The following is a 19,067-nucleotide window of genomic DNA, read 5'->3' on the forward strand; positions in this document are numbered from 1 at the left end:
CGGGCGGGGTTGGGGACGGTGTTGCCGGCGGTGACGTGTTCGGTGCAGTCGACGTGGTTGACGGGGTTGGCGCCGTCGGGTCACGGGGTGGTGGGGAACGGGTGGTTCTTCCGTGAGCTGGGCGAGGTGCACTTGTGGCGGCAGCACAACCGGTTGGTGGGAGGTGAGAAGGTGTGGGAGACGGCGCGGCGGTTCCGTCCGGGTTATCGGGCGGCGAACGTGTGCTGGTGGTATGCGATGGGGGCGTCGACCGATGTCGTCGTGACGCCGCGGCCGATCTACCACGCGGACGGGCGCAAGTCTCCGGACGCGTACGTCCGGCCGCCCGAGTTGCACGATCGGCTGACCGGTGCCCTCGGTGACTTCCCGTTGTTCCAGTACTGGGGGCCGACGGCGTCGTTGCGGTCCAGCGAGTGGATCGTGGGCGCGGCGCTGAAGGTGTTCGCCGAACAGCGGCCCGACCTGCTGCTGGTCTACGTGCCGCACCTGGACTACGACCTGCAACGCTTCGGGCCCGACTCGCCGCAGGCGATCCGGGCCGCCGCCGACGTGGACCGCGCGCTCAAGCCCCTGCTGGAGCTCGACGCGACGATCGTGGCGTTGTCGGAGTACGGGATCACCGGGGCGCGTCGCCCGGTCGACATCAACCGCGCCCTGCGCCGCGCGGGACTGTTGGAGGTCCACACGCAGGCCGGGATGGAATACCTCGACCCGTGGACCTCGCGCGCGTTCGCGGTGTCGGACCACCAGATCGCCCACGTCTACGTCCGCGACCCCGCCGACCTGGCGAAAACCCGCGCGGTGATCGGCGAGCTGGCGGGCGTGGACGAGGTCTTCGACCGCGACGCCCAGGCTGCGGTCGGCCTGGACCACGAACGCTCCGGCGAACTCGTGGTGGTCGCCGAGCCCGACGCGTGGTTCACCTACTACTACTGGCTGGACGACGACCGCGCGCCCGACTTCGCCCGCGGGGTGGACATCCACCGCAAACCCGGCTACGACCCCGCCGAGCTGTTCTTCGACCCCGCCGACCGCCTGGCCAAGGCCAAGGCCGGGCTCAACCTCGTGCGCAAGAAACTCGGCCTGCGCTACACGATGCGGACCGTGCCCCTGGACCCCGGCTGCGTGCGCGGCACCCACGGCCGCCTGCCCGACCGACCCCAGGACGGCCCCGTCCTGCTCTGCTCCGACCCCCACGCACCCGAAGTGGTCGAACGCGACGGCCACCTGCCGGCCACCGTCGTCCGCGACCTGCTCCTCAACCTGCAAGGAATACCTACTCGATAACCTCAATCACTTCAGTGTGGACTGAAAGTCACCATTGATCAGTCCTGTGTGGACGAAGATTGGTGGGGCCCGCGATGGCGCGGGAGGTACTGGTCACCGCGCCATCCCGGCGATTCCCCAGACACCCCATCCGCACGGCGTCGGCGGCGGGGCGGTCACCGTTGGGGTGCCCGCCCTTCCCCGAGCGCAAACCGTCCGGTCTCCCCGGTCAGGGGGTGGCGTGCAGGCGCGGTGCGGTCAGCGCCGCTTCGACGGCCTCGTCCGCCTCGGGGAACACCAGCAGCAGGTCGGCCACCCCGGTCTCGGCCAACGGCCGCAGGACGGTGCGCCGGTCGACCGCGACGGCGAACCCGATCCCCAGCGCCTCCGCCCGGTGCCGCACCTCGATCAGCAGCGACAGGCCGATCGAGCCGAAGACCACGACGCCGTTGAGGTCCAGCACCACCGCCGCCGGTCGCTCGCCCAGGCCGCGCACGACCTCGGCGCGCACGTCGTCGCAGGTGTCCATGTCGACTTCGCCCTCGACCTGGACCACCAGCGCGTCGCCCCTCCGCACCGACCGCACCGCGACCGGCCCGCCGGCCTCGCCCCGACCGCTCATGAACGCGCCTCCCGGCCTACCGCTCCAACCCTGCAACAGGCCATCATGCCACGCGATCACGGTGGCGAACCCCGAGGCGACGGTCGGTGATGGCCGTCCGCGGCCGTCAAACGGGTGATGCCGACCGGACGTGCTGCGCTCGCGCGGCCCCGGTGCCATGTTGAGGGGTGACGTAGCGACGGGCACTCTCGTGGGGGCACGTATGCGGCGGACGACGATCGTCCTGCTGTCGGTGGCCGGTGTGCTCGCGGGGTGCCTCGGCCAGGACCGGCAGGCGGACCCAGGGCGCAACGCCGACGCCAAGGACGTCACGCTGACCATCACGGCCAACGCGGTGGCGGGCGGGAAGAACGCGCGTGGCGCGGACTGGATCACGAACTGGGTCATCCCGAGGTTCACCGAGGCGCAACGCGCCAAGGGGGTCACCGCGACCGTGCGGTTCGAGCAGAACGGCGCGGGCGACGAGGACTACAAGACCAAGGTCGCGCTGGACTTCAAGACCGGCGGCGGCGGGGACGTCGTGGAACTGGACGGCATCTGGCTCGGCGAGTTCGCGCAGGCCGGTCACGTGAGGCCGTTGGCCGAGGTCGTCGGCGCGGACGTGGTGGACGCGTGGGACGGCTGGCGGCAGATCCCGGCCGCCGTGCACGGTCTGGGCGAGTTCGAGGGCGGGCGTTACGGCGTGCCGATGGGCACCGACGGCCGGGTGCTGTTCTACAACAAGGAGTTGTTCGCGCGGGCCGGTCTGCCGACCGACTGGCAGCCGCGGAGCTGGGACGACGTCCTGGACGCCGCCGCGAAGCTGAAGGCGCTGCCCGGCGTGACACCGCTCCAGCTCAACGCCGGCACCGCGATGGGCGAGGCGACCACCATGCAGGGCGTGCTGCCCGCGTTGGCGGGCACGGGGGCGCTCGTGCACGACGACGGCAAGTGGCAGGGCGCCACGCCGGGTGTCCGGGAGGTGCTGTCGCTCTACCGGCGCGTCTACGCGGACGGCCTCGGCGATCCGGTCGTGCAGCAGGAGGCGAAGGGGCGGGACCGGTCGTTCGCGCTGTTCGCCGAGCACCGGATCGGCATCCTGCCGGAGAGCGACTACTTCTGGCGCTCGGTGGTGGAGCCGCGCAACGGCGTCGCGAAGATGGCCGACCGGGACGCGGTGGTGGGCTGGGCGCTGATCCCGGCCCGCGTGCCGGGTGCGGGGGTGGGCGGTCAGGACTTCGTGAGCATGTCCGGCGGCGGGGTGCGCGTGGTCAACCCGAACAGCCGCTACCCGCGGCAGGCGTGGGAGCTGGTGGAGTTCATGAACTCCGCGGAGGCGGTCAAGGCGGCGCTGGCGGGTGGCGCGCAGGTCACGCAGCGGTCCGACGTCAACGACGAGGTGCTGGCGGGCGACCCGATGCTCCGCTTCGTCGCCGAACGGGTGCTGCCGATCACCCGGTACCGGCCGGGTCTCGCGGACTACCCGCGGGTGTCCGCCGCGTTGCAGCAGGCGACCGCCGACGTGGTGTCGGGGCGGAGCCCGGAGGAGGCCGCGCGGTCGTACCACGAGGCGGTCGTCAGGGCGGTCGGCGAGGGCAACGTTGCCGGGGGATGACCGCGACGACGGCGGACGGGGCGCGGTCGGGCGCGACACGGTCGGGTTGGGGACCGCGCGGGCGGTCGGGTTCGTGGTGCCGGCGTTGGTGTTGATCGGTGTGTTCCTGGTCTTCCCGGCGTTGTGGACGCTCTACATCGGGATCACCGACTACCAGCTCACCGGGCCGTCCGCCGCCGCGCCGCGGGTGGTCGGCGCGGACAACTTGACCGCCGCCCTGGACGACCCGCTGTTCGCCAATTCGCTCGGCCTGACCGCGTTGTTCGTGCTCGGCTCGGCCGTCGTCGGCCAGAACGCCCTCGGCTTCGGGCTGGCCTGGCTCCTGCGCCGCGCCCGCCCGGTGCTCCGCCACACCGTCGAGGGCTTCGTGCTGCCGGCGTGGATCCTGCCCGGCCCGGTCGTCGCCTACCTGTGGTTCGCCGTGCTCAGCCGCGACGGCGGCACGCTGGGCGTCCTGCTCGGCCAACCGGGCACGGCGTGGCTGGTCGAGCACCCCATGGCGAGCCTGATCGTGTTCAACACCTGGCGGGGCACGGCGTTCTCGATGCTGCTGTACGCCTCCGCGCTGGCCACCGTGCCGCCGTCGCACCTGGAGACCGCCCGGCTGGCCGGGGCGAGCGGGTGGCAGACCGTCCGGGACGTGGTGTTCCCGCGCCTGCGGGGGCACGTGCTGACCAACACCCTGCTGATCAGCCTGTGGACGGCGAACGACTTCACGCCGTTCCTGCTCACCGCGGGCGGCCCGAACCACGAGTCGGAGGTGTTGCCCGTGCTGATCTACCGGCAGGCGTTGGAGAGCGGCCGGCTCGGGTACGCGTCGGCGATGTCGTCGCTGCTGCTGGTCGCGAACCTGGTGGTGGCGCTGGTGTACCTGCGGTTGCTGCGCGGGAGGCGGGCGTGACACCGGGGTGGGTGGTCCGCCGGATCGGCTCCTCCGTGCTGGTGGCGGCGGTGCTGGCGTTCTTCGCGGTGCCGATGCTGTGGCTGGCGGGCGCGCCGTTCGACGCCCGGCCCGGGTTCGGCCTGCGGTGGCCGGAGTGGACGCTGTCGAACGTCCACGCCACCTTGCGCCACCCGTACGCGGTGCGGTCGTTGGTCAACTCGCTGGTGCTGTGCGTGGTGGCGTCGGCGGTCACGACGGCGTTCGCGGCGCTGGCGGCCTACTCGCTGTCCCGCGTCCGCATCCCCGGCCGTGACGTGCTGCTGTACGTGCTGCTGTTGCTGTCCAGCGTGGTGACGGGCACGGCCGCCATGGTGCCGATCTTCGTGCTGATGCTCCAGCTCGGCCTGATCGACTCCCGGTTCGGCACGGCGCTGGTGATCGCGGGCGGCATGCTGCCCGCGGCCATCTTCATCCTCAAGGACTTCGTGGACGCCGTGCCCCGCTCGTACGAGGAGTCCGCGCGGGTGTTCGGCGCGTCGCCCCGGCAGGTGCTGGGCCACGTGGTGCTGCCGATCGCCCGGCCGGGCATCGCGACGATCCTGGTGTGGTCGTTCGTGAACGCGTGGGGCAACTTCCTGTTGCCGTTCCTGCTGCTGCGCGACGTCGGCAGGCAGCCGGCGGCGGTGCTGCTGCGGACGTTGCAGGACGAGGGCGGCACCGCCGACCTGACCGTCATCCCGGTGTTCTCGCTGCTGTACTCGGTGCCGGTGGTGGTGTTGTACCTGGTCGTCAACCGGGCCTACGGGTTCCGCTTCCACGGGGGGATCAAGGGCTGATGGCGGGCATCGACATCACCGGGGTGTCCACGGTCTACCCGAACGGGGTCCGCGCGGTGGACGGGCTGGACCTGCGCGTGCCGGACGGCGAGCTGTTCGCGCTGCTCGGGCCGTCCGGGTGCGGCAAGACCACGTTGCTGCGCACGATCGCGGGCCTGGAGCGGCCTGCCGAGGGGTCGATCGCGATCGGCTCCCGCGACGTGACGCGGGTGGAGCCCGGCGGTCGCGGGGTCGCGATGGTGTTCCAGGACTACGCATTGTTCCCGCACATGACCGTCGCGGAGAACATCGCCTACCCGCTGCGGGTGCGCCGCGTGCCCGGGGCGCGGCGGCGGGAGGTGGCCGCCGAGGTGGCCGCCGGGCTGGGCCTGGCCGATCTGCTCGACCGCAGGCCGGGGCGGCTCTCCGGCGGCCAGCAGCAGCGCGCCGCGCTGGGCCGGGCCGTCGCGGCGGGCGCGGACGTGCTGCTGCTGGACGAGCCGCTGTCCAACCTGGACGCGCGGCTGCGGCTGGAGGCCAGGACGTTCCTCAAGAGGCTCCAGCACGACCTGGCGCTCACCACCGTCTTCGTGACGCACGACCAGGCCGAGGCGTTGGCGCTGGCGCACCGGATCGCGGTGATGGACCGGGGTCGGATCCGCCAGCTCGGCACGCCGCGCGAGGTGTTCCAACGGCCCGCGGACACGTTCGTGGCCAACTTCATCGGCTCGACCCCGATGAACCTGCTCGACGGCGTGGTCCGCGACGGGCACGTCGAGTGCGCCGGGTCCCGGTTGCCCGGCCCGCCGGGGCAGCCCGACGGCACACCGGTCGTGGTCGGCGTGCGGCCCGAGTACCTCGTCCCGGCCGGGGACGGCATCACCGGCCGGGTGGCGGCGGTCGAGAACCTGGGCGTGTCCTCGCTGGTCACGCTCGACTGCCCGGGCGGCGCGCTGGTCGGCTTCACCGTGCCCGAGGACCGGGAACCCGCCCCGGGCGACCGCCTGACCGTGGCCGCGCCGGCCGGTCGACTGCTGTTCTACGGGGCCGAGGAGGGCCGGTTGCTGGGCGGCTGACCTGCGTCGTGCGCGTTCGTCACAGTTCGTCGCACGCCTGTTACACCCACCCGGCGTGACGGTGGGCCGTTCGGCGTAACCGCTGGTATACGGTGGGGCGGAAGCCGTGCCGAGAGCGAGGGGTCCCACCGGTGTCGCGGTTGCTGCTCGTGGAGGACGACGCGATGTTGGCCGAGGCGTTGTCGCGCGCCCTGCGCGGCCTGGGCCACGACGTCGCGGTGGCGGCCACGGGCGAGCAGGCGCTGGACGCGCTGGCGCGGCGGCGGGCGGACACCGACCTGGTGCTGCTGGACGTGATGCTGCCCGGCGTGGACGGGTTCGAGGTGTGCCGCCGGATCCGCGCCGACGACACGGTGCCGGTGATCCTGCTGACCGCCCGCGGCGACGCCGTGGACGTCGTCGTCGGCCTGGAGTGTGGCGCGGACGACTACGTGGTCAAACCGGTCGAGCCGCGGGTGCTCGACGCCCGGGTCAAGGCCATCCTGCGCCGCGCCGTGCCCGCGCTGCCGCCGAAGTCGCACGTGTACCTGATCGGCGACCTCCGGCTCGACGTCGCCGCCATGGTCGTCACCAGGAACGGCGAGGAGCTGAACCTGACCTCGACCGAGCTGCGGCTGCTGGCCGAGTTCGCCGAGCACGCGGGCCAGGTGCTGAGCCGGCAGACGTTGCTGAAGCGGGTGTGGGACTACGGGTTCGCGGGCGACTCGCGCCTGGTCGACGCCGCCGTGGCGCGCCTGCGGGCCAAGATCGAGCGGGAGCCGGCCAACCCCGTGCTGCTGCGCACCGTGCGGGGGTTCGGGTACCGCCTGGTCAAGCCGTGACGTGGCGGCCGAGCCTGCGGGCGGCCGTGGTGCTCACCGTCCTGGCCGTCACGCTCGTCACCACCGTGGCGATGGCGCTGGTCACCTACCGGCTCCAGGCCGCGACGACCAGGGACCGGTTCGCCGCCTCCGCCGAGGCGGCGTTCGACTCCGACGCCCAGCAGGCGCACCAGTTCCTGGTCCGCGCCACCGCGTTCGACTCCGCCGTGTCCGGTGTGGCGGAGTACATGCGGGGGCGGCTCGGCCTGACCTGGGCGCTGGTCAACTTCACCCCGACCTCCGGCCCGGTCTCCGGGGTGGCGGACGGCGGGTACCTGCCCGTGGCGGGCACCGGGGGAGCGGTCCGCGGCCGACTGCCCGCGGACGCGGTGGACGCGGCACGTCGGCACGGCCACTCGGTGAGCTACACCGCGACCACCCCGGAGGGCCCGCAGCTCGTGATCGTCGGGGAGGTCGAGCCGGGCCTGCTGCTGGCCGAGTTCTACAACACCGGCGGCCTCGACCGGGAACTCGCCCTCCTGCGCGACCGGCTCGCCGGCGTGGCGGCGGTGATCGCCCTGCTCGGCGGCGGCTTGGGCGTGCCGGCGGCGCGGACGATCCAGCGCCGCGTGCGCACGGCCGCGCTGGCCGCCCGGCGGTTCGGGGAGGGCGCGCTGGACACCAGGCTGCCCGTGCAGGGCCGTGACGAGCTGGCCGACCTCGCCGGCTCGTTCAACGCGATGGCGCAGCGGCTCGGCGAGTCGATCGACCAGCTCCGGCTGAAGGACCGGCAACAACGGCGGTTCGTCGCCGACGTGGCGCACGACCTGCGCACGCCGTTGGCGTCGATGGTCGCCGCGGCGGACGGCCTGCACAGCCCGGACCCCGCCGACCGGGCGAGGTCGGCGGAACTGCTGGGCAGCCAGGCGCGCCGGCTGGGCAGGCTGGTCGACGACCTGCTGGAGGTGTCGCGGTTCGACGCCGGCGCGGTCGAGTTCCGGCCCGAGGCCGTGGACCTCGAAGCGCTGGCGATCGACGCCGTGCAGGTGACCGCGCCGGGCGCGGACGTCCCGGTCCGCCGCACCGGGGATGCCACGGTGCACGGCGACCCGCGCCGGCTGCACACGATCGTGCGCAACCTCGTCACCAACGCGGTCGGGCACGGCGAACCGCCGATCACGGTCACCGTCGACGGCACGGAGCCCGAGCGGGTGCGGGTGTCCGTCGCCGACTCCGGACCGGGCCTGCCCGCCGACCTCGCGCCCGTCGTGTTCGACCGCTTCGTGCGCGGCGACCGCGCCCGCAGCCGCACGGAGGGCAGCGGCCTCGGGCTCGCCATCGCCCGGGAGAACGCGCACCTGCACGGCGGCCGGCTGGAGGTCGTCAACGACGGCGGCGCGGTGTTCACGCTCACCGTGCCGCGCGGCGTCGCGCCCTGAGCGGCTGTCACACAACGCGCACATCACGCGCATCGGCCGCGGACATCGCGTCGGCAGTGTCGGGGGCGTCCCGCTCCGACACACCCGATGGGGAGAAACCATGGCCTGTCGACCGGTCCACGACCACGTCCACCGCCGGCGCACCGTGACGGCGGTGCTCGGCGCGCTCGTGGTGGCGTTGTCCGCCTGCGCGTCCGATCCCGTGCCCGGCGGTCCGCCGGGGAACCGGGGCGGTGTCGGCGAGGACGGCAGCATCCCGGAGCACGGCACCATCTCGCCGTTCGACTCGGAGCACGCGGCGATCCGCGGGCTCGACCCCGACCTCCTGGCGGCCGTGCGGGAGGCGGCGCGGGACGCCCGTGCGGCGGGCGTGGAGCTGAGGGTGACGTCGGGGTGGCGCAGCAGGGAGTACCAGCAACGCCTGCTGGACGAGGCCGTGGCCGTCCATGGGAGCCTCGCGGAGGCGCGTCGCCTGGTCAGCACGCCGGAGAAGTCGGCGCACGTGACCGGCAAGGCGATCGACATCGGCCCGACCGACGCGGCCGACTGGCTCGTGCGCCACGGCGCGGACTACGGCCTGTGCCAGACCTATGCCAACGAGATGTGGCACTTCGAGCTGTCCACCGAACCCGGGGGCGAGTGCCCCGTGCCGCTCAGCGACGCCGCGGGGTGACCGGCTTCGCGGCTGCCCTTCGGCCGGCCGTGGTCGGTGCGCCCACGCCGCCGGGCCTTCGCACGCGACCGGCGCGCGTCAGGGGTGTGGCAGGACGCGGTCGGGCGCGTCGCCGTGTGTCGGTGGCGGGGACGAACCGGGAGGGATGCCGTCAGCGGCGCGTCGTGAGGCGGGCGAGGAACTCCGCGTTGTCGGAGGTCTGGCGCAGGCCGTCGAGCAGCGCGTCCACCGCGTCGTCCTGGCCCGCGAGGGCGCGGCGGAGCAGGCGGACCGCCGCCGCCTCGCCGGGGGCCAGCAGCAGCTCCTCGCGGCGGGTGCCGGACTGGTGCACGTCCACCGCCGGGAACACGCGGCGGGCGGCGGTCCTGCGGTCCAGGCGCAGCTCGGCGTTGCCGGTGCCCTTGTACTCCTCGAACAGCACCGCGTCGCCCGCCGAGCCGGTGTCGACCAGCGCCGTGGCGATGATCGTGAGCGAACCGCCGCCCTCGACGTTGCGCGCCGCGCCGAGGAACCGCTTGGGCGGCGTCAGCGCGCCCGCGTCCACGCCGCCGGACAGGATCCGCCCGGATGCGGGCGCGGCCAGGTTGTAGGCGCGGCCGAGGCGGGTCGCGGAGTCGAGCAGCACCACGACGTCACGGCCCAGCTCCACCAGGCGCTTCGCCCGTTCGACGGCCAGTTCGGCGAGCGCGGTGTGGTCGCGCGGCGGGTGGTCGAACGTGGCCGCGACGACCTCGGCGGGCACGGCGCGGGACAGGTCGGTGACCTCCTCCGGCCGTTCGCCGACCAGCACGAGCATCAGGTGGCACTCCGGGTGGTTCTTGGCGATGCCGTGGGCGATCGACCGCAGCACGGTGGTCTTGCCCGCCTTGGGCGGCGCGACGACCAGCGCGCGTTGCCCCTTGCCGAGGGGCATGAGCAGGTCGATCACCCGGGTGGTCAGCTCGTGCGGCTCGGTCTCCAGCCGCAGCCGCCGGTCCGGGTGGGTGGGCACGAGGTCGGCGAAGGTCGGCCGGGCGCGGGAGTGGCGCGGGTGCGCGCCGTTGACCGCGTCGACGGTGAGCAGCGACGCGGCCCGCGCGCCGTCCGCCGAGACGCGGCCGTGGACCTCGTCGCCGCGCCGCAGCCCGTGTTCGGCCACGAGTCGCGCCGGGACGGTGATGTCGCGCGGTCCGGGCAGGCAGCCGTCGGCGCGCAGCACCGCGCGGCGGTCGGTCAGGTCGAGGACGCCGGAGCCGAGCCGGGCGTCGGTGTCGTTGTGGGACAAGGGTTTCTCCCTGGGTGGGTGAGGACGCGGACGTGCCGCGGTACGACCCGCCGACGACCCGGGTAAGGCTGCGCGAGCCACGTCCGGTCGGTGCGGGGATTTCGAGAGGACTCGTGGTGGGGGCTGACCGCCGCCTACGTCCACGAGAACGCGATACCGGGCATGCTAGCCGCTGGTGCGCACGACGCGCAACCGCGCCGTCACGCCACCACGACGGAGGTCGGGCGCGAGGGCGTCGGGGACCCCGAACGTCCACTCGGGACCGTCGCACGCCGACCGCCCGGCGGTGCGGTCGGCGTGCGACGGTCGGTGGTCGGGTCGTGCGGTCCTCGGCCGACGGCGCGGCCGGGCGCGCTGGTTCCCCGCCAGGCCACACGTCGGCCGATCGCACGGCCGGGCATACCCCGGCCGCGTGGCACGCCCGGCCGACGGCGCGGTCGGGCGTGCGCCGGTCCGAGGTCGGGCGTGCGCCCGTCGGCCGTCAGGCCGCGCACTCGTCGGCCGACGGCGCGGTGGCGGCCCGGACGTCCCGGCTCAGCTCGCCGCCGCGCACCAGCTCGACCGACTTCTCCACGTCCGGCGTCAGGTAGCGGTCGTCGCCGAGCGGCGCGACGTGCCGCCGCACGGTCTCGTGCAGCGTCGCGGTGCCCGCGCCGAGCGGCAGGCCGGACATCCTGTCCTTGATCAGGTCGATGCCCTGCGCGGCCATCATCACCTGCACCGCCAGCACGGTCTCCAGCCGGTCCAGGTTCTCGTGCAGCCCGCGCACCGACGCCATCGCCATGGTGTTGTGGTCCTCCTGGCCGAACTTCGCCGGCCGCGACAGCGTCCCGGCGGGCGTGGCCCGCGCCTGCATCTCCGGCACCAGCGCCACCGCCACGGTCTGCGCCTGCACCATGCCGGAGTTCAGGCCGACCTCACCACCCGCCAGGTTGGCGGGCAGGTGGTAGCTCCACTTGTCCGCCAGCAACCGGCCCGACAGCTCCTGCGACAGCACGCCGAGGTCGGCCACCTGCGCGTTGAGCGCGTCGATGGCGTGGCCGAGCAGGGCGGCGTCCCAGTTGCCGCCCATGACGAACTCGTACCCGCCGCCGGGCTTGGGGAACACGAGCGGGTTGGAGGTGGAGGCGTTCGCCTCGCGCTCGACGTGGCCGCGGGCGTCGGCCAGGGTCTGCCGCAGCGCGCCGAGGATGTGCGGCGTCGCGCGGACGGACACCGCGTCCTGGATGCGCGGGCTCTCCTCGCCCAGCCGTCGCCTGCCCTCCTCGGTCATCCAGCCCGTGCCGCAGATCAGCGCCCTGGTGCGGCGGGCGGCCTCGACCTCGGCCGGGATGCGGCGCTCGTCGTGCGTGCGGGGGTCGAACGCGCCCTGCTCGGCCCTGGTCGCCTCCAGGAACAGGGCGAACGCCGCGTCGAACGCGTCCACGAGCCGTTCGGCGCGCACGACCGCGTCCACGTACCGCGCGGTCAGCACGCTGCTGCCGCTGATCAGCGGCAGCGCCTCGCCCTGCTCCAGCTGGAACGCGGTCGGCAGGCCGGCGGCGGCCAGCACCTCGGGCGCCGGCGCCTCCCGGCCCCGGAACCGGGCGGGCGCGGGCTCGCCGGTGAGCACCAGGCCCGCCGCCGCCATCGGTTGGAGGTCCCCGGTCCCGAGCGAGCCGATCTCCGGCATCCTCGGCGTGACGCCCGCGTTGACCAGCGCCGTGATCCGGTCGACGAACTCCGGCCGCACGCCCATGGCGCCGCGGGCCATGGTGTTGGCCCGCAGCACCAGCGCCAGGCGGGCCACCCGGTCCGACAGCGCGGGCCCCACCCCGGCCGCGTGCGAGCGCAGCACCCGGCGCTGGAACTCCACCCGTTCCCCGGCCGGCAGCGGCTCGTCCTTCAACGGCCCGAGCGCCTGGTTCCACCCGTAGACCCGCTGCCCGCCCTCGACGGCGGCGACCGCGCCCTCGCGCGAGGCGGCCATGGCCCGACGCGCCTTGAGCCCCAGGTGGACCTCCACCGCGTCGGCCTCCAGCACACCCACCATCCGCTCCCACGTCATCGACTCGCCGTCCAGTTCGACCCGCAGCGCGTCGCCGCCGCGCTGCGCCGCCGCGCCGGCGACCGGCGACAGGAGCGGCGTGCCGGCCACGGTCGTCCAGATCACGGCCGCCAGGACCAGGAGCCGCCTCGGTTGTGCCATCCCCGACCTCTCTCGTGCGGTGAACCCGCCCAGAGTTATGGGGCACGCGCGGTCCGCGCGCCGGCCGAACCGGGCCGCTCACCGCCCGACCGCCGCGATGATCGCTCCAACGGGTGAACGGCGCACCACCTGGCCAGGCCACCCGACCTGGCCGGCCGGCCGGCCCCGGGGTCGCCACCGCGCCGCACCCCACGGGCCTTCCCGGCCACCGCCGCCGCCGTCACGCTTTCCCAACCCGATCGGCCACGCCGTCCCGTGACCGGCAGTGAGGAACCCATGACGATCTCCGAAGAACGACCCGTGCACGACGAGGAGCGCACCGGCGAGGCCCTGCGCGCGGCGCTCGGCGTCGCGGCCGGGATCGTGGGCGCCGACCGCGTCCAGGTCCACCCCGACCCGTCGCCCCGGCCGAACGTCGGCGAGTTCCGCCCCCGCCGGGTGCACGGCGTGGTCTCGCCCCGCACCGCGGGCGAGGTCCGCCGCGTCGTCCGCGCCTTCGCCGGCGTCGGGCGGCTGCACGCGATCAGCACCGGCCGCAACTGGGGCCTCGGCTCCGGCGAACCCGCGCGCGACGACGCGGTCGTGCTGCGGCTGGCCGGCCTCGACCGGGTGCGCGAGCTGGACGTGGCCGACGGGTGGGCGGTCGTCGAGCCGGGCGTCACCCAGGGCCGGCTCGCCGCGCTGCTCGACGGCACGGAGCGCGTGCTGAACGTGACCGCGTCGTCGGCGCACACCAGCGTCGTCGGCAACGCCCTCGACCGCGGCGTGGGCCTGCGCCGGCAGCGGGTGGACGACGTGCTCGGGCTGGAGGTCGTGCTGCCCGACGGCGACCTCGTGCGCGTCGGCTGGTGGCCGCGGCCTGGCCGGCGCACCCCGGTGTACCGGCACGGCCTCGGCCCGTCGCTCGCCCCGCTGTTCGTCCAGTCCGACCTCGGCGTGGTCACCGCCGCCGCGGTCCACCTCGCGCCCCGGCCGGAGGCGCAGCGCGTGCTGCGGCTCAACTTCACCGCGGACGCGCTGCCGCGCGCGGTGGACCGGCTGCGCCGGTGGACGGCGCAGGGGCTCGTGGGCGGCGTGGTCAAGGTCTTCGACCGCACCGCGGCCCGGATCTACGGCGGGGGCGGCGAAGGCTTCCAGGCGCACGTGTGCGTCGAGGGCACGCGCGCCGCGGTGGCCGCGCTGACCGCCGTGCTGCGGGCCGAGGCGGCGGACCTGTTCACCGAGGACCCCGGCGAGCCGACCGACCCCGTCGCGCGCACGGTGGCGAAGCTGTACGCCGGGGACCCGGGGGCGAACGACGACCTCCTCGCCGCGACCCTGGGCCAACCGGCCGAGCACGTCGACCGCCTCGGCCGGGGCTGGCTGTTCTTCCTGCCGCTGGTGCCCTTCACCGGCCGGGACATCGCGCACGCGTTCGCCCTGCTGGACCGGGTGCGGGCCGAGACCGGCGCCCGGCCCGGCGCGACGCTCAACGCCCTCGGCCCGGACCTGGTCGACTTCGTCGTCCCGATCAGGTTCGACCGCACGCCCGAGGGCGCGGGCCGCGCCCACCTGGCGCTGGACCGGGCCTACGAGCTGTTCGCCGACGCGGGCTACGTGCCGTACCGGCTCGACGTGGACCACGCCCACTGGCTGGACCGCCTGGGACCCGACCCGGCCGCACGGGCGCTCGCCCGCCGGCTCAAGCACGCGATCGACCCCGCCGGGACGATCGCGCCGGGGCGCTACGCGTGACCCCGGACCACCACCGCCAGAACGGGGGACGACAGCGGATGACCGGCACCGGAACGCTCGAAACGCACCTCACCGCCCGAGACATCCTGGACCGGGCGCGGGACCTCGCGCCCGTGCTGCGGGAACGCGCCGCCGACATCGAACAGGCCCGCCGGCTGCCCGCCGACGTGGTGGAGCTGCTGCGGGCCGCCGGCGTGTTCCGGATGGCCGTGCCGACGTCGTGGGGCGGACCCGGCATGACCTCCGCCCAGCAGACCGAGGTCGTCGAGGTGCTGGCCACCGGCGACGCGTCCGCCGCGTGGTGCGCCATGATCGGCACGGACTCCGGCATCTACGCGGGGTACCTGGACGACGCCGTGGCCCGGCGGCTCTACCCGAGGCTCGACATGATCACCGCCGGGTGGATCCACCCGCAGGGCCGGGCCGAACGCGTGCCCGGCGGGTACCTGGTCAGCGGCGAGTGGCGGTTCGGCAGCGGCAGCACGCACTGCGACCGGCTGGCCGCGGGCTGCGCGGTCCACCGCGACGGCGAGCCGGAGCCCGGCCCGGACGGCGCACCCGTGCACTGGCGGGTCGTGCTGGCCCACCCCGAGCAGTTCGAGCTGGTGGACACCTGGCACACCACCGGCCTCGCGGGCAGCGGCAGCGGCGACTACCGCGCGACCGACCTCTTCGTGCCCGAGGAGCACACGTTCAGCTTCGCCGAGCCCCGCCGGGACGGCCCGCTGCACGCCGCGCCCGACGCCACCGTGCGCAAGATGCCCGGCGTGCCGCTCGGCGTGGCCCGCGCCGCGATCGACCACGTGCGCGCGCTCGCCGAGACCCGCGTCGACCGCGCCACCGGCGAGCGGTGGTCGGCCAACCACGACGTGCAGGCGGCGGTCGGCGCGGCCGAGATGGAGCTGGCCGCCGCCCGGCACGCCGTCTACGCCACCCTCGACCGGCAGTGGGCGCGGCTGGCCGAGGGCGCGCGGCTCACCCCGGACGAGCGCGCCGCCACCGCGCTGGCGCGCTACCACGCGTTCCGCACCGCCAGGTCCATCGTGAACCGGCTGTACGACCTGGTCGGCGGCGCGGCCGTGTACCGCAGGACGTCGCCGCTGGACCGGTGGCTGCGCGACCTCACCACCATGTGCCAGCACGCCGTCGCGCAGCACTCGATCGTGCGGGCCTCGGGCGAGCTGCTGCTGGGCGGCACACCCGCCAACCCGTTCCTCTGACACCGAATCGACGCTGGGGGGCTCGAGAAGATGACCGAGAGCACGAGAACGGAACCGGGGGCGACCACCTTCCCGAGGGTGCGGTTGGTCCCCGCCGCGGCGGACGACGCCGGTGCGGGGGTGCGCGTCTTCACGCTCGTGGAGCGGGCGAGCGGGCACGACCTCGGCTCGGCGGCGGTGCGGCTGTCGTCCGGGCCGCTCACGTCGGCCGACCTCGGACTCACCCTGCACCGGCACGACCCGGACCTGGCCGTGGACGCGGTGCGGGCGCTGGCCGGCTGGTCGTTCCGACGCGGCACGGCGCGGGCGCAGCTGCGGTGCCCGCTGGACGACCTCGACCTGGCCAGGGCGGCGCTCGGCGCGGGGTTCCGCTACGAGGGCGTGCAGCGGTGCTCCGTGGTCACCGCCCGCGGCCCGGCCGACGGGGCCGTCTTCGCCCGGCTGCCCGGCGACGGCGCGGAACCCATCGCGCCGGCCCTGCCGGCCCTGCCCCGCGACGGCATCGGCGACGGGGTGCTCACGCTGCGCGTGGCCACCGCCGCCGACGCGGTGGCGCTGCACCTGGAGCAGAGCAACGCGGAGGCGCGCCGCTGGTCGTTGTTCGACCCCGTGCCGGAGAGCGAGACGGCCGCCGGGGCCGAGCGCGCCACGCTGGAGTGGGTGGTCGGGTCGCGGGCCCTGCTGGCGATCGTCGACGACGAGACCGGCCAGGTCGCGGGCAAGGTGGTGCTGCGGCCCGTGGTGCCGCCGGGCGTGGCCGACGTCGGCGTGGGGGTGTTGCCCGCGTTCCGCGGCCGCCGGTACATGGCGCGGGCGTTGCGGATCGTCACCGAGTGGGCGTTCGCCGAGGGCGGTTACGCGCGCCTGGAGGCGGGCGTGAAGGTCGCCAACGCGTCCTCGTCACGCGGGCTCGTCGCGGCGGGCTGGCAGTTCGAGGGGCAGCGGAAGTCCCGGCTGCGCAACCGCGACGGGACGTTCGCCGACGAGCTGCACTACGCCATCGTGCACCCGCACCACCGATGACCGGCGCGACGTCCCGAGGAGGCGACATGGCCCAGGGCCGCGGCCGGGTCGAGCCGGTCCACGTGGGCGCGGGGGAGGGGGACGCGGTGTGGCTCAACGGCGACGTGTACGCCGTGAAGCTGGACCACGCCGGGTCCGGCGGCGCGCTGACCGTGCTGGAGGCGGACGTCCCGCCCGGCGGCGGTCCGCCGCCGCACACCCACCTGCACGAGGACGAGGCGTTCTACGTGCTGGCGGGCGAGCTGGAGATCGACGCGGGCGGCCGGACGTACACGGCGGGCGCGGGCGACTTCGTGTTCGTGCCGCGCGGCATCCCCCACTCGTTCCGCAACACCACCACGCGGGTCGCCCGGCAACTGCTGCTGTTCACGCCCGGCGGCTTCGAGGGCTTCTTCCGGGCGCTGGGCGAGCCGGCGGTGCCCGGCGCGCCCCCGCCGCCGGCCGCGCCGGTCCCGCTCGACCGCCTGCTGGAGGTGGGCGCGAGCTTCGGCTCGTTCCCCCGATCGGATGAACGCTGAGTAATTGACCGACCGATACAGAACGGGTTAGCGTCCTCCCATGGGCAGGCCGAAGAAGTTCGACGACGTGGCGGTCGTCGATGCCGCGCTCGACGTGTTCTGGACCAACGGGTTCGAGGCCACGTCGACGGAAGCCCTGTGCGAGCGCACCGGCCTCGGCCGGGGCAGCCTCTACCACGCCTTCCGGAGCAAGTCGAACCTGTACCGGCAGGCGCTGGTGCGGTACGCGGAGGTCGGGTTCGCCACGCAGGTCGAGATCCTGTGCGGTCCGGGCAGCGCCAAGGACCGGCTGCGGGCCCTGCTCACCGCCGTGATCGAGCTGGACCTGGGCGACCCGGAGCGCCGCGGTTGCCTCGCGATGAACGCCGCCTCCGAGGCGGCGGGCCGCAGCGACGAGATCGCCGCGGAGGTGCGCCGCCAGTTCGCCCGGGTGGAGGCGTTGCTGCACGACGTGATCCTCGCCGGGCAGAAGGCGGGGGAGCTGTCCGCGGACCGCGACGCGCGGCAGCTGGCCCGGGGTTTCCTCGCCGGGTACTACGGACTGCGCGTGCTGGCCAAGGTCGTTCGAGACCGCGCAACGCTCGTCGACGTCATGGAAGGCACGCTCGCGGCGCTGTGACCACGGGGGGAGGGCCGTGGTCACAGCGTTATGCCCGCGTTTTTAACCGATCAGTACAAAACCGCTCATCGACCGACGAGGACGGACCCATGCCCATCGCCGTCTACGTGCTGGGTCTCGGCATCTTCTCCGTGACCACCAGCGAATTCATGGTGTCCGGGCTGATGCCCGCGCTCGCCGCGGACTTCGGGGTGTCCATCCCCGCGGTCGGCTACCTGATCTCCGTCTACGCGGCCGGCATGGCGGTCGGCGGGCCGCTGCTCACCGTCGGCCTGCTCCGGTTCCCGCGCCGCAACACCCTGGTCGCGCTGTTCGGCGTGTTCATCGTCGGCCAGGTGATCGGCGCGCTGGCGGGCGACTACGGCGTGATGCTGGTGGCCCGCGTGGTCACCGGGATCGCCGCGTCGTCGGTGTTCGGCATGTCGTTCGCGATCGCCGTGGACAGCGCGGGGCCGGAGCGGACCGGGCGGGCCGCGTCGATCGTGATCGGCGGCCTGATGATCGGCACCGTCCTCGGCCTGCCCGCGGCGACGTTCGTCGGCCAGGCGTTCGGCTGGCGCGCCGCCTTCTGGGCGGTCGCCGTGCTGGCGCTGGTGGTCGCGCTGATCACGCTGCGCGCCGTGCCCGCCGCGCCGGCGGGCCACGAACCGGGCGTGCGCCAGGAGCTGGCCGCGTTCCGCGACGGCAGGCTGTGGGCCGCGTACACCACCAGCATGCTGATCATCGGGGCCACGTTCGTGGCGTTCAGCTACTTCACGCCGATCCTCACCGACGTCAGCGGGTTCGACGCGGGCAGCGTGCCGGTCCTGCTGGCCTGCTACGGCGTGGCGACCGTCGTCGGCAACGCCGTGGTCGGCCGGTTCGCCGACCGGCACACGATGGCCGTGCTCGCCGTCGGCCTGGTCGCGCTGACCGCGGCGCTGGCCGTGTTCGGGCTGTTCGCCGACGTCCCGGCGGTGGCCGTCGCCGCGCTGGTGGCGATCGGGCTCGTCGGCGTGACGATGAACCCGGCGATGGCGGCGCGGGTCATCCGGACCTCCAACGGCCGGCCGCTGGTGAACACCGTCCACACCTCGGTGATCACGCTCGGCGTGGTGATCGGCTCGTGGACCGGCGGCCTCGCGATCAGCGCCGGGTACGGGCTGCGCGCGCCGCTGTGGATCGGGGTGGCGCTGGCCGTGCTCGGCTTCGCGAGCATCGTGCCGGAGCTGCTGCGGTCGCACCGCACCACACCGCGCCCGTCGGAGGCGACCGCGGCGGTGGGCCGGTGAGGGGGCGGTTCGCGGGCCGTCGTCGCGGGCCGGTGGCGGGACGATTCGGGGATCGTGGTGGT

17 protein-coding genes are annotated in these 19,067 nt (G+C 74.5%); 14 read left to right on the forward strand and 3 right to left on the reverse strand.

Going from position 1 to position 19,067, the window contains the following annotated elements; translation table 11 throughout:
- On the forward strand, nucleotides 1-1,287 hold a 1,287-nt coding region (locus ACWEFJ_RS32695), incomplete at its 5' end, for an alkaline phosphatase family protein (protein ID WP_449716096.1).
- A 208-nt stretch (nucleotides 1,288-1,495) separates the two neighbouring features.
- On the opposite strand, the gene ACWEFJ_RS32700 is transcribed toward ACWEFJ_RS32695, so the two are convergent.
- Nucleotides 1,496-1,888, reverse strand: a complete 393-nt coding sequence (locus tag ACWEFJ_RS32700; protein ID WP_449716097.1) for an STAS domain-containing protein — start codon at nucleotides 1,886-1,888, stop codon at nucleotides 1,496-1,498.
- Nucleotides 1,889-2,090: 202 nt separating this feature from the next.
- On the opposite strand from ACWEFJ_RS32700, the gene ACWEFJ_RS32705 reads away from it, so the two are divergent.
- The 7 genes from ACWEFJ_RS32705 to ACWEFJ_RS32735 all read left to right on the forward strand — a co-directional run bounded on the left by ACWEFJ_RS32705 (nucleotide 2,091) and on the right by ACWEFJ_RS32735 (nucleotide 9,168).
- Nucleotides 2,091-3,482, forward strand: coding sequence for an extracellular solute-binding protein (locus ACWEFJ_RS32705; RefSeq protein ID WP_449716098.1), 1,392 nt, complete (start codon nucleotides 2,091-2,093; stop codon nucleotides 3,480-3,482).
- Nucleotides 3,469-4,383 (forward strand): carbohydrate ABC transporter permease, encoded by a 915-nt coding sequence (locus ACWEFJ_RS32710; RefSeq protein WP_449716099.1) that lies wholly within the window; start codon nucleotides 3,469-3,471, stop codon nucleotides 4,381-4,383. The genes ACWEFJ_RS32705 and ACWEFJ_RS32710 overlap by 14 nt, the downstream gene beginning before the upstream one ends.
- Nucleotides 4,380-5,201, forward strand: coding sequence for a carbohydrate ABC transporter permease (locus tag ACWEFJ_RS32715; RefSeq protein ID WP_378096759.1), 822 nt, complete (start codon nucleotides 4,380-4,382; stop codon nucleotides 5,199-5,201). The genes ACWEFJ_RS32710 and ACWEFJ_RS32715 overlap by 4 nt, the downstream gene beginning before the upstream one ends.
- Nucleotides 5,201-6,256, forward strand: coding sequence for an ABC transporter ATP-binding protein (locus ACWEFJ_RS32720; RefSeq protein WP_378096762.1), 1,056 nt, complete (start codon nucleotides 5,201-5,203; stop codon nucleotides 6,254-6,256). The genes ACWEFJ_RS32715 and ACWEFJ_RS32720 overlap by 1 nt, the downstream gene beginning before the upstream one ends.
- Nucleotides 6,257-6,387: 131 nt before the next feature.
- On the forward strand, nucleotides 6,388-7,077 hold the full coding sequence (locus ACWEFJ_RS32725) for a response regulator (RefSeq protein WP_378096765.1): 690 nt from the start codon (nucleotides 6,388-6,390) through the stop codon (nucleotides 7,075-7,077).
- Entirely contained in the window at nucleotides 7,074-8,495 is a 1,422-nt protein-coding gene (locus ACWEFJ_RS32730; RefSeq protein WP_449716100.1) for an ATP-binding protein, read from the forward strand. The genes ACWEFJ_RS32725 and ACWEFJ_RS32730 overlap by 4 nt, the downstream gene beginning before the upstream one ends.
- Nucleotides 8,496-8,595: 100 nt before the next feature.
- Nucleotides 8,596-9,168: a M15 family metallopeptidase gene (locus ACWEFJ_RS32735; RefSeq protein WP_449716101.1), complete on the forward strand. Its 573-nt coding sequence runs from the start codon at nucleotides 8,596-8,598 to the stop codon at nucleotides 9,166-9,168.
- A gap of 151 nt (nucleotides 9,169-9,319) precedes the next feature.
- Here the strand turns inward: ACWEFJ_RS32735 and ACWEFJ_RS32740 are convergent, their stop codons facing one another.
- Together ACWEFJ_RS32740 and ACWEFJ_RS32745 are read right to left on the reverse strand one after the other, a co-directional pair.
- Nucleotides 9,320-10,432, reverse strand: coding sequence for a transcription termination factor Rho, short form (locus ACWEFJ_RS32740; protein ID WP_449716102.1), 1,113 nt, complete (start codon nucleotides 10,430-10,432; stop codon nucleotides 9,320-9,322).
- Between the two features lie 481 nt (nucleotides 10,433-10,913).
- Complete coding sequence (locus tag ACWEFJ_RS32745) at nucleotides 10,914-12,620, reverse strand: HAL/PAL/TAL family ammonia-lyase (protein ID WP_449716103.1); 1,707 nt, start codon at nucleotides 12,618-12,620, stop codon at nucleotides 10,914-10,916.
- Between the two features lie 276 nt (nucleotides 12,621-12,896).
- On the opposite strand from ACWEFJ_RS32745, the gene ACWEFJ_RS32750 reads away from it, so the two are divergent.
- The 6 genes from ACWEFJ_RS32750 (at nucleotide 12,897) to ACWEFJ_RS32775 (ending at nucleotide 19,005) form a co-directional block, all read left to right on the forward strand.
- Nucleotides 12,897-14,354, forward strand: coding sequence for an FAD-binding oxidoreductase (locus ACWEFJ_RS32750; RefSeq protein WP_378097038.1), 1,458 nt, complete (start codon nucleotides 12,897-12,899; stop codon nucleotides 14,352-14,354).
- Nucleotides 14,355-14,392: 38 nt separating this feature from the next.
- Entirely contained in the window at nucleotides 14,393-15,574 is a 1,182-nt protein-coding gene (locus ACWEFJ_RS32755) for an acyl-CoA dehydrogenase family protein (protein ID WP_449716104.1), read from the forward strand.
- 78 nt (nucleotides 15,575-15,652) lie between these two features.
- Nucleotides 15,653-16,597, forward strand: a complete 945-nt coding sequence (locus tag ACWEFJ_RS32760; RefSeq protein WP_449716105.1) for a GNAT family N-acetyltransferase — start codon at nucleotides 15,653-15,655, stop codon at nucleotides 16,595-16,597.
- Between the two features lie 26 nt (nucleotides 16,598-16,623).
- On the forward strand, nucleotides 16,624-17,115 hold the full coding sequence (locus ACWEFJ_RS32765) for a cupin domain-containing protein (RefSeq protein WP_378097046.1): 492 nt from the start codon (nucleotides 16,624-16,626) through the stop codon (nucleotides 17,113-17,115).
- Between the two features lie 40 nt (nucleotides 17,116-17,155).
- The gene (locus tag ACWEFJ_RS32770) at nucleotides 17,156-17,734 is read left to right on the forward strand and encodes a TetR/AcrR family transcriptional regulator (RefSeq protein ID WP_378097049.1); all 579 of its coding nucleotides are present in this window, start codon (nucleotides 17,156-17,158) and stop codon (nucleotides 17,732-17,734) included.
- Nucleotides 17,735-17,823: 89 nt separating this feature from the next.
- Nucleotides 17,824-19,005, forward strand: a complete 1,182-nt coding sequence (locus ACWEFJ_RS32775; protein WP_378097052.1) for an MFS transporter — start codon at nucleotides 17,824-17,826, stop codon at nucleotides 19,003-19,005.
- Nucleotides 19,006-19,067: the final 62 nt, after the last annotated feature.

Source organism: Actinosynnema sp. NPDC004786 (assembly GCF_053601135.1).

What these genes read in the sequence shown, in the direction of transcription:
- ACWEFJ_RS32765 (WP_378097046.1), top strand. Translation starts at nt 16,624, where the DNA reads ATGGCCCAGGGCCGCGGCCGGGTCGAGCCGGTCCACGTGGGCGCGGGG.
- ACWEFJ_RS32720 (WP_378096762.1), top strand. Translation starts at nt 5,201, where the DNA reads ATGGCGGGCATCGACATCACCGGGGTGTCCACGGTCTACCCGAACGGG.
- ACWEFJ_RS32755 (WP_449716104.1), top strand. Translation starts at nt 14,393, where the DNA reads ATGACCGGCACCGGAACGCTCGAAACGCACCTCACCGCCCGAGACATC.
- ACWEFJ_RS32775 (WP_378097052.1), top strand. Translation starts at nt 17,824, where the DNA reads ATGCCCATCGCCGTCTACGTGCTGGGTCTCGGCATCTTCTCCGTGACC.
- ACWEFJ_RS32705 (WP_449716098.1), top strand. Translation starts at nt 2,091, where the DNA reads ATGCGGCGGACGACGATCGTCCTGCTGTCGGTGGCCGGTGTGCTCGCG.
- ACWEFJ_RS32700 (WP_449716097.1), bottom strand. Translation starts at nt 1,888, where the DNA reads ATGAGCGGTCGGGGCGAGGCCGGCGGGCCGGTCGCGGTGCGGTCGGTG.
- ACWEFJ_RS32745 (WP_449716103.1), bottom strand. Translation starts at nt 12,620, where the DNA reads ATGGCACAACCGAGGCGGCTCCTGGTCCTGGCGGCCGTGATCTGGACG.
- ACWEFJ_RS32770 (WP_378097049.1), top strand. Translation starts at nt 17,156, where the DNA reads ATGGGCAGGCCGAAGAAGTTCGACGACGTGGCGGTCGTCGATGCCGCG.
- ACWEFJ_RS32750 (WP_378097038.1), top strand. Translation starts at nt 12,897, where the DNA reads ATGACGATCTCCGAAGAACGACCCGTGCACGACGAGGAGCGCACCGGC.
- ACWEFJ_RS32735 (WP_449716101.1), top strand. Translation starts at nt 8,596, where the DNA reads ATGGCCTGTCGACCGGTCCACGACCACGTCCACCGCCGGCGCACCGTG.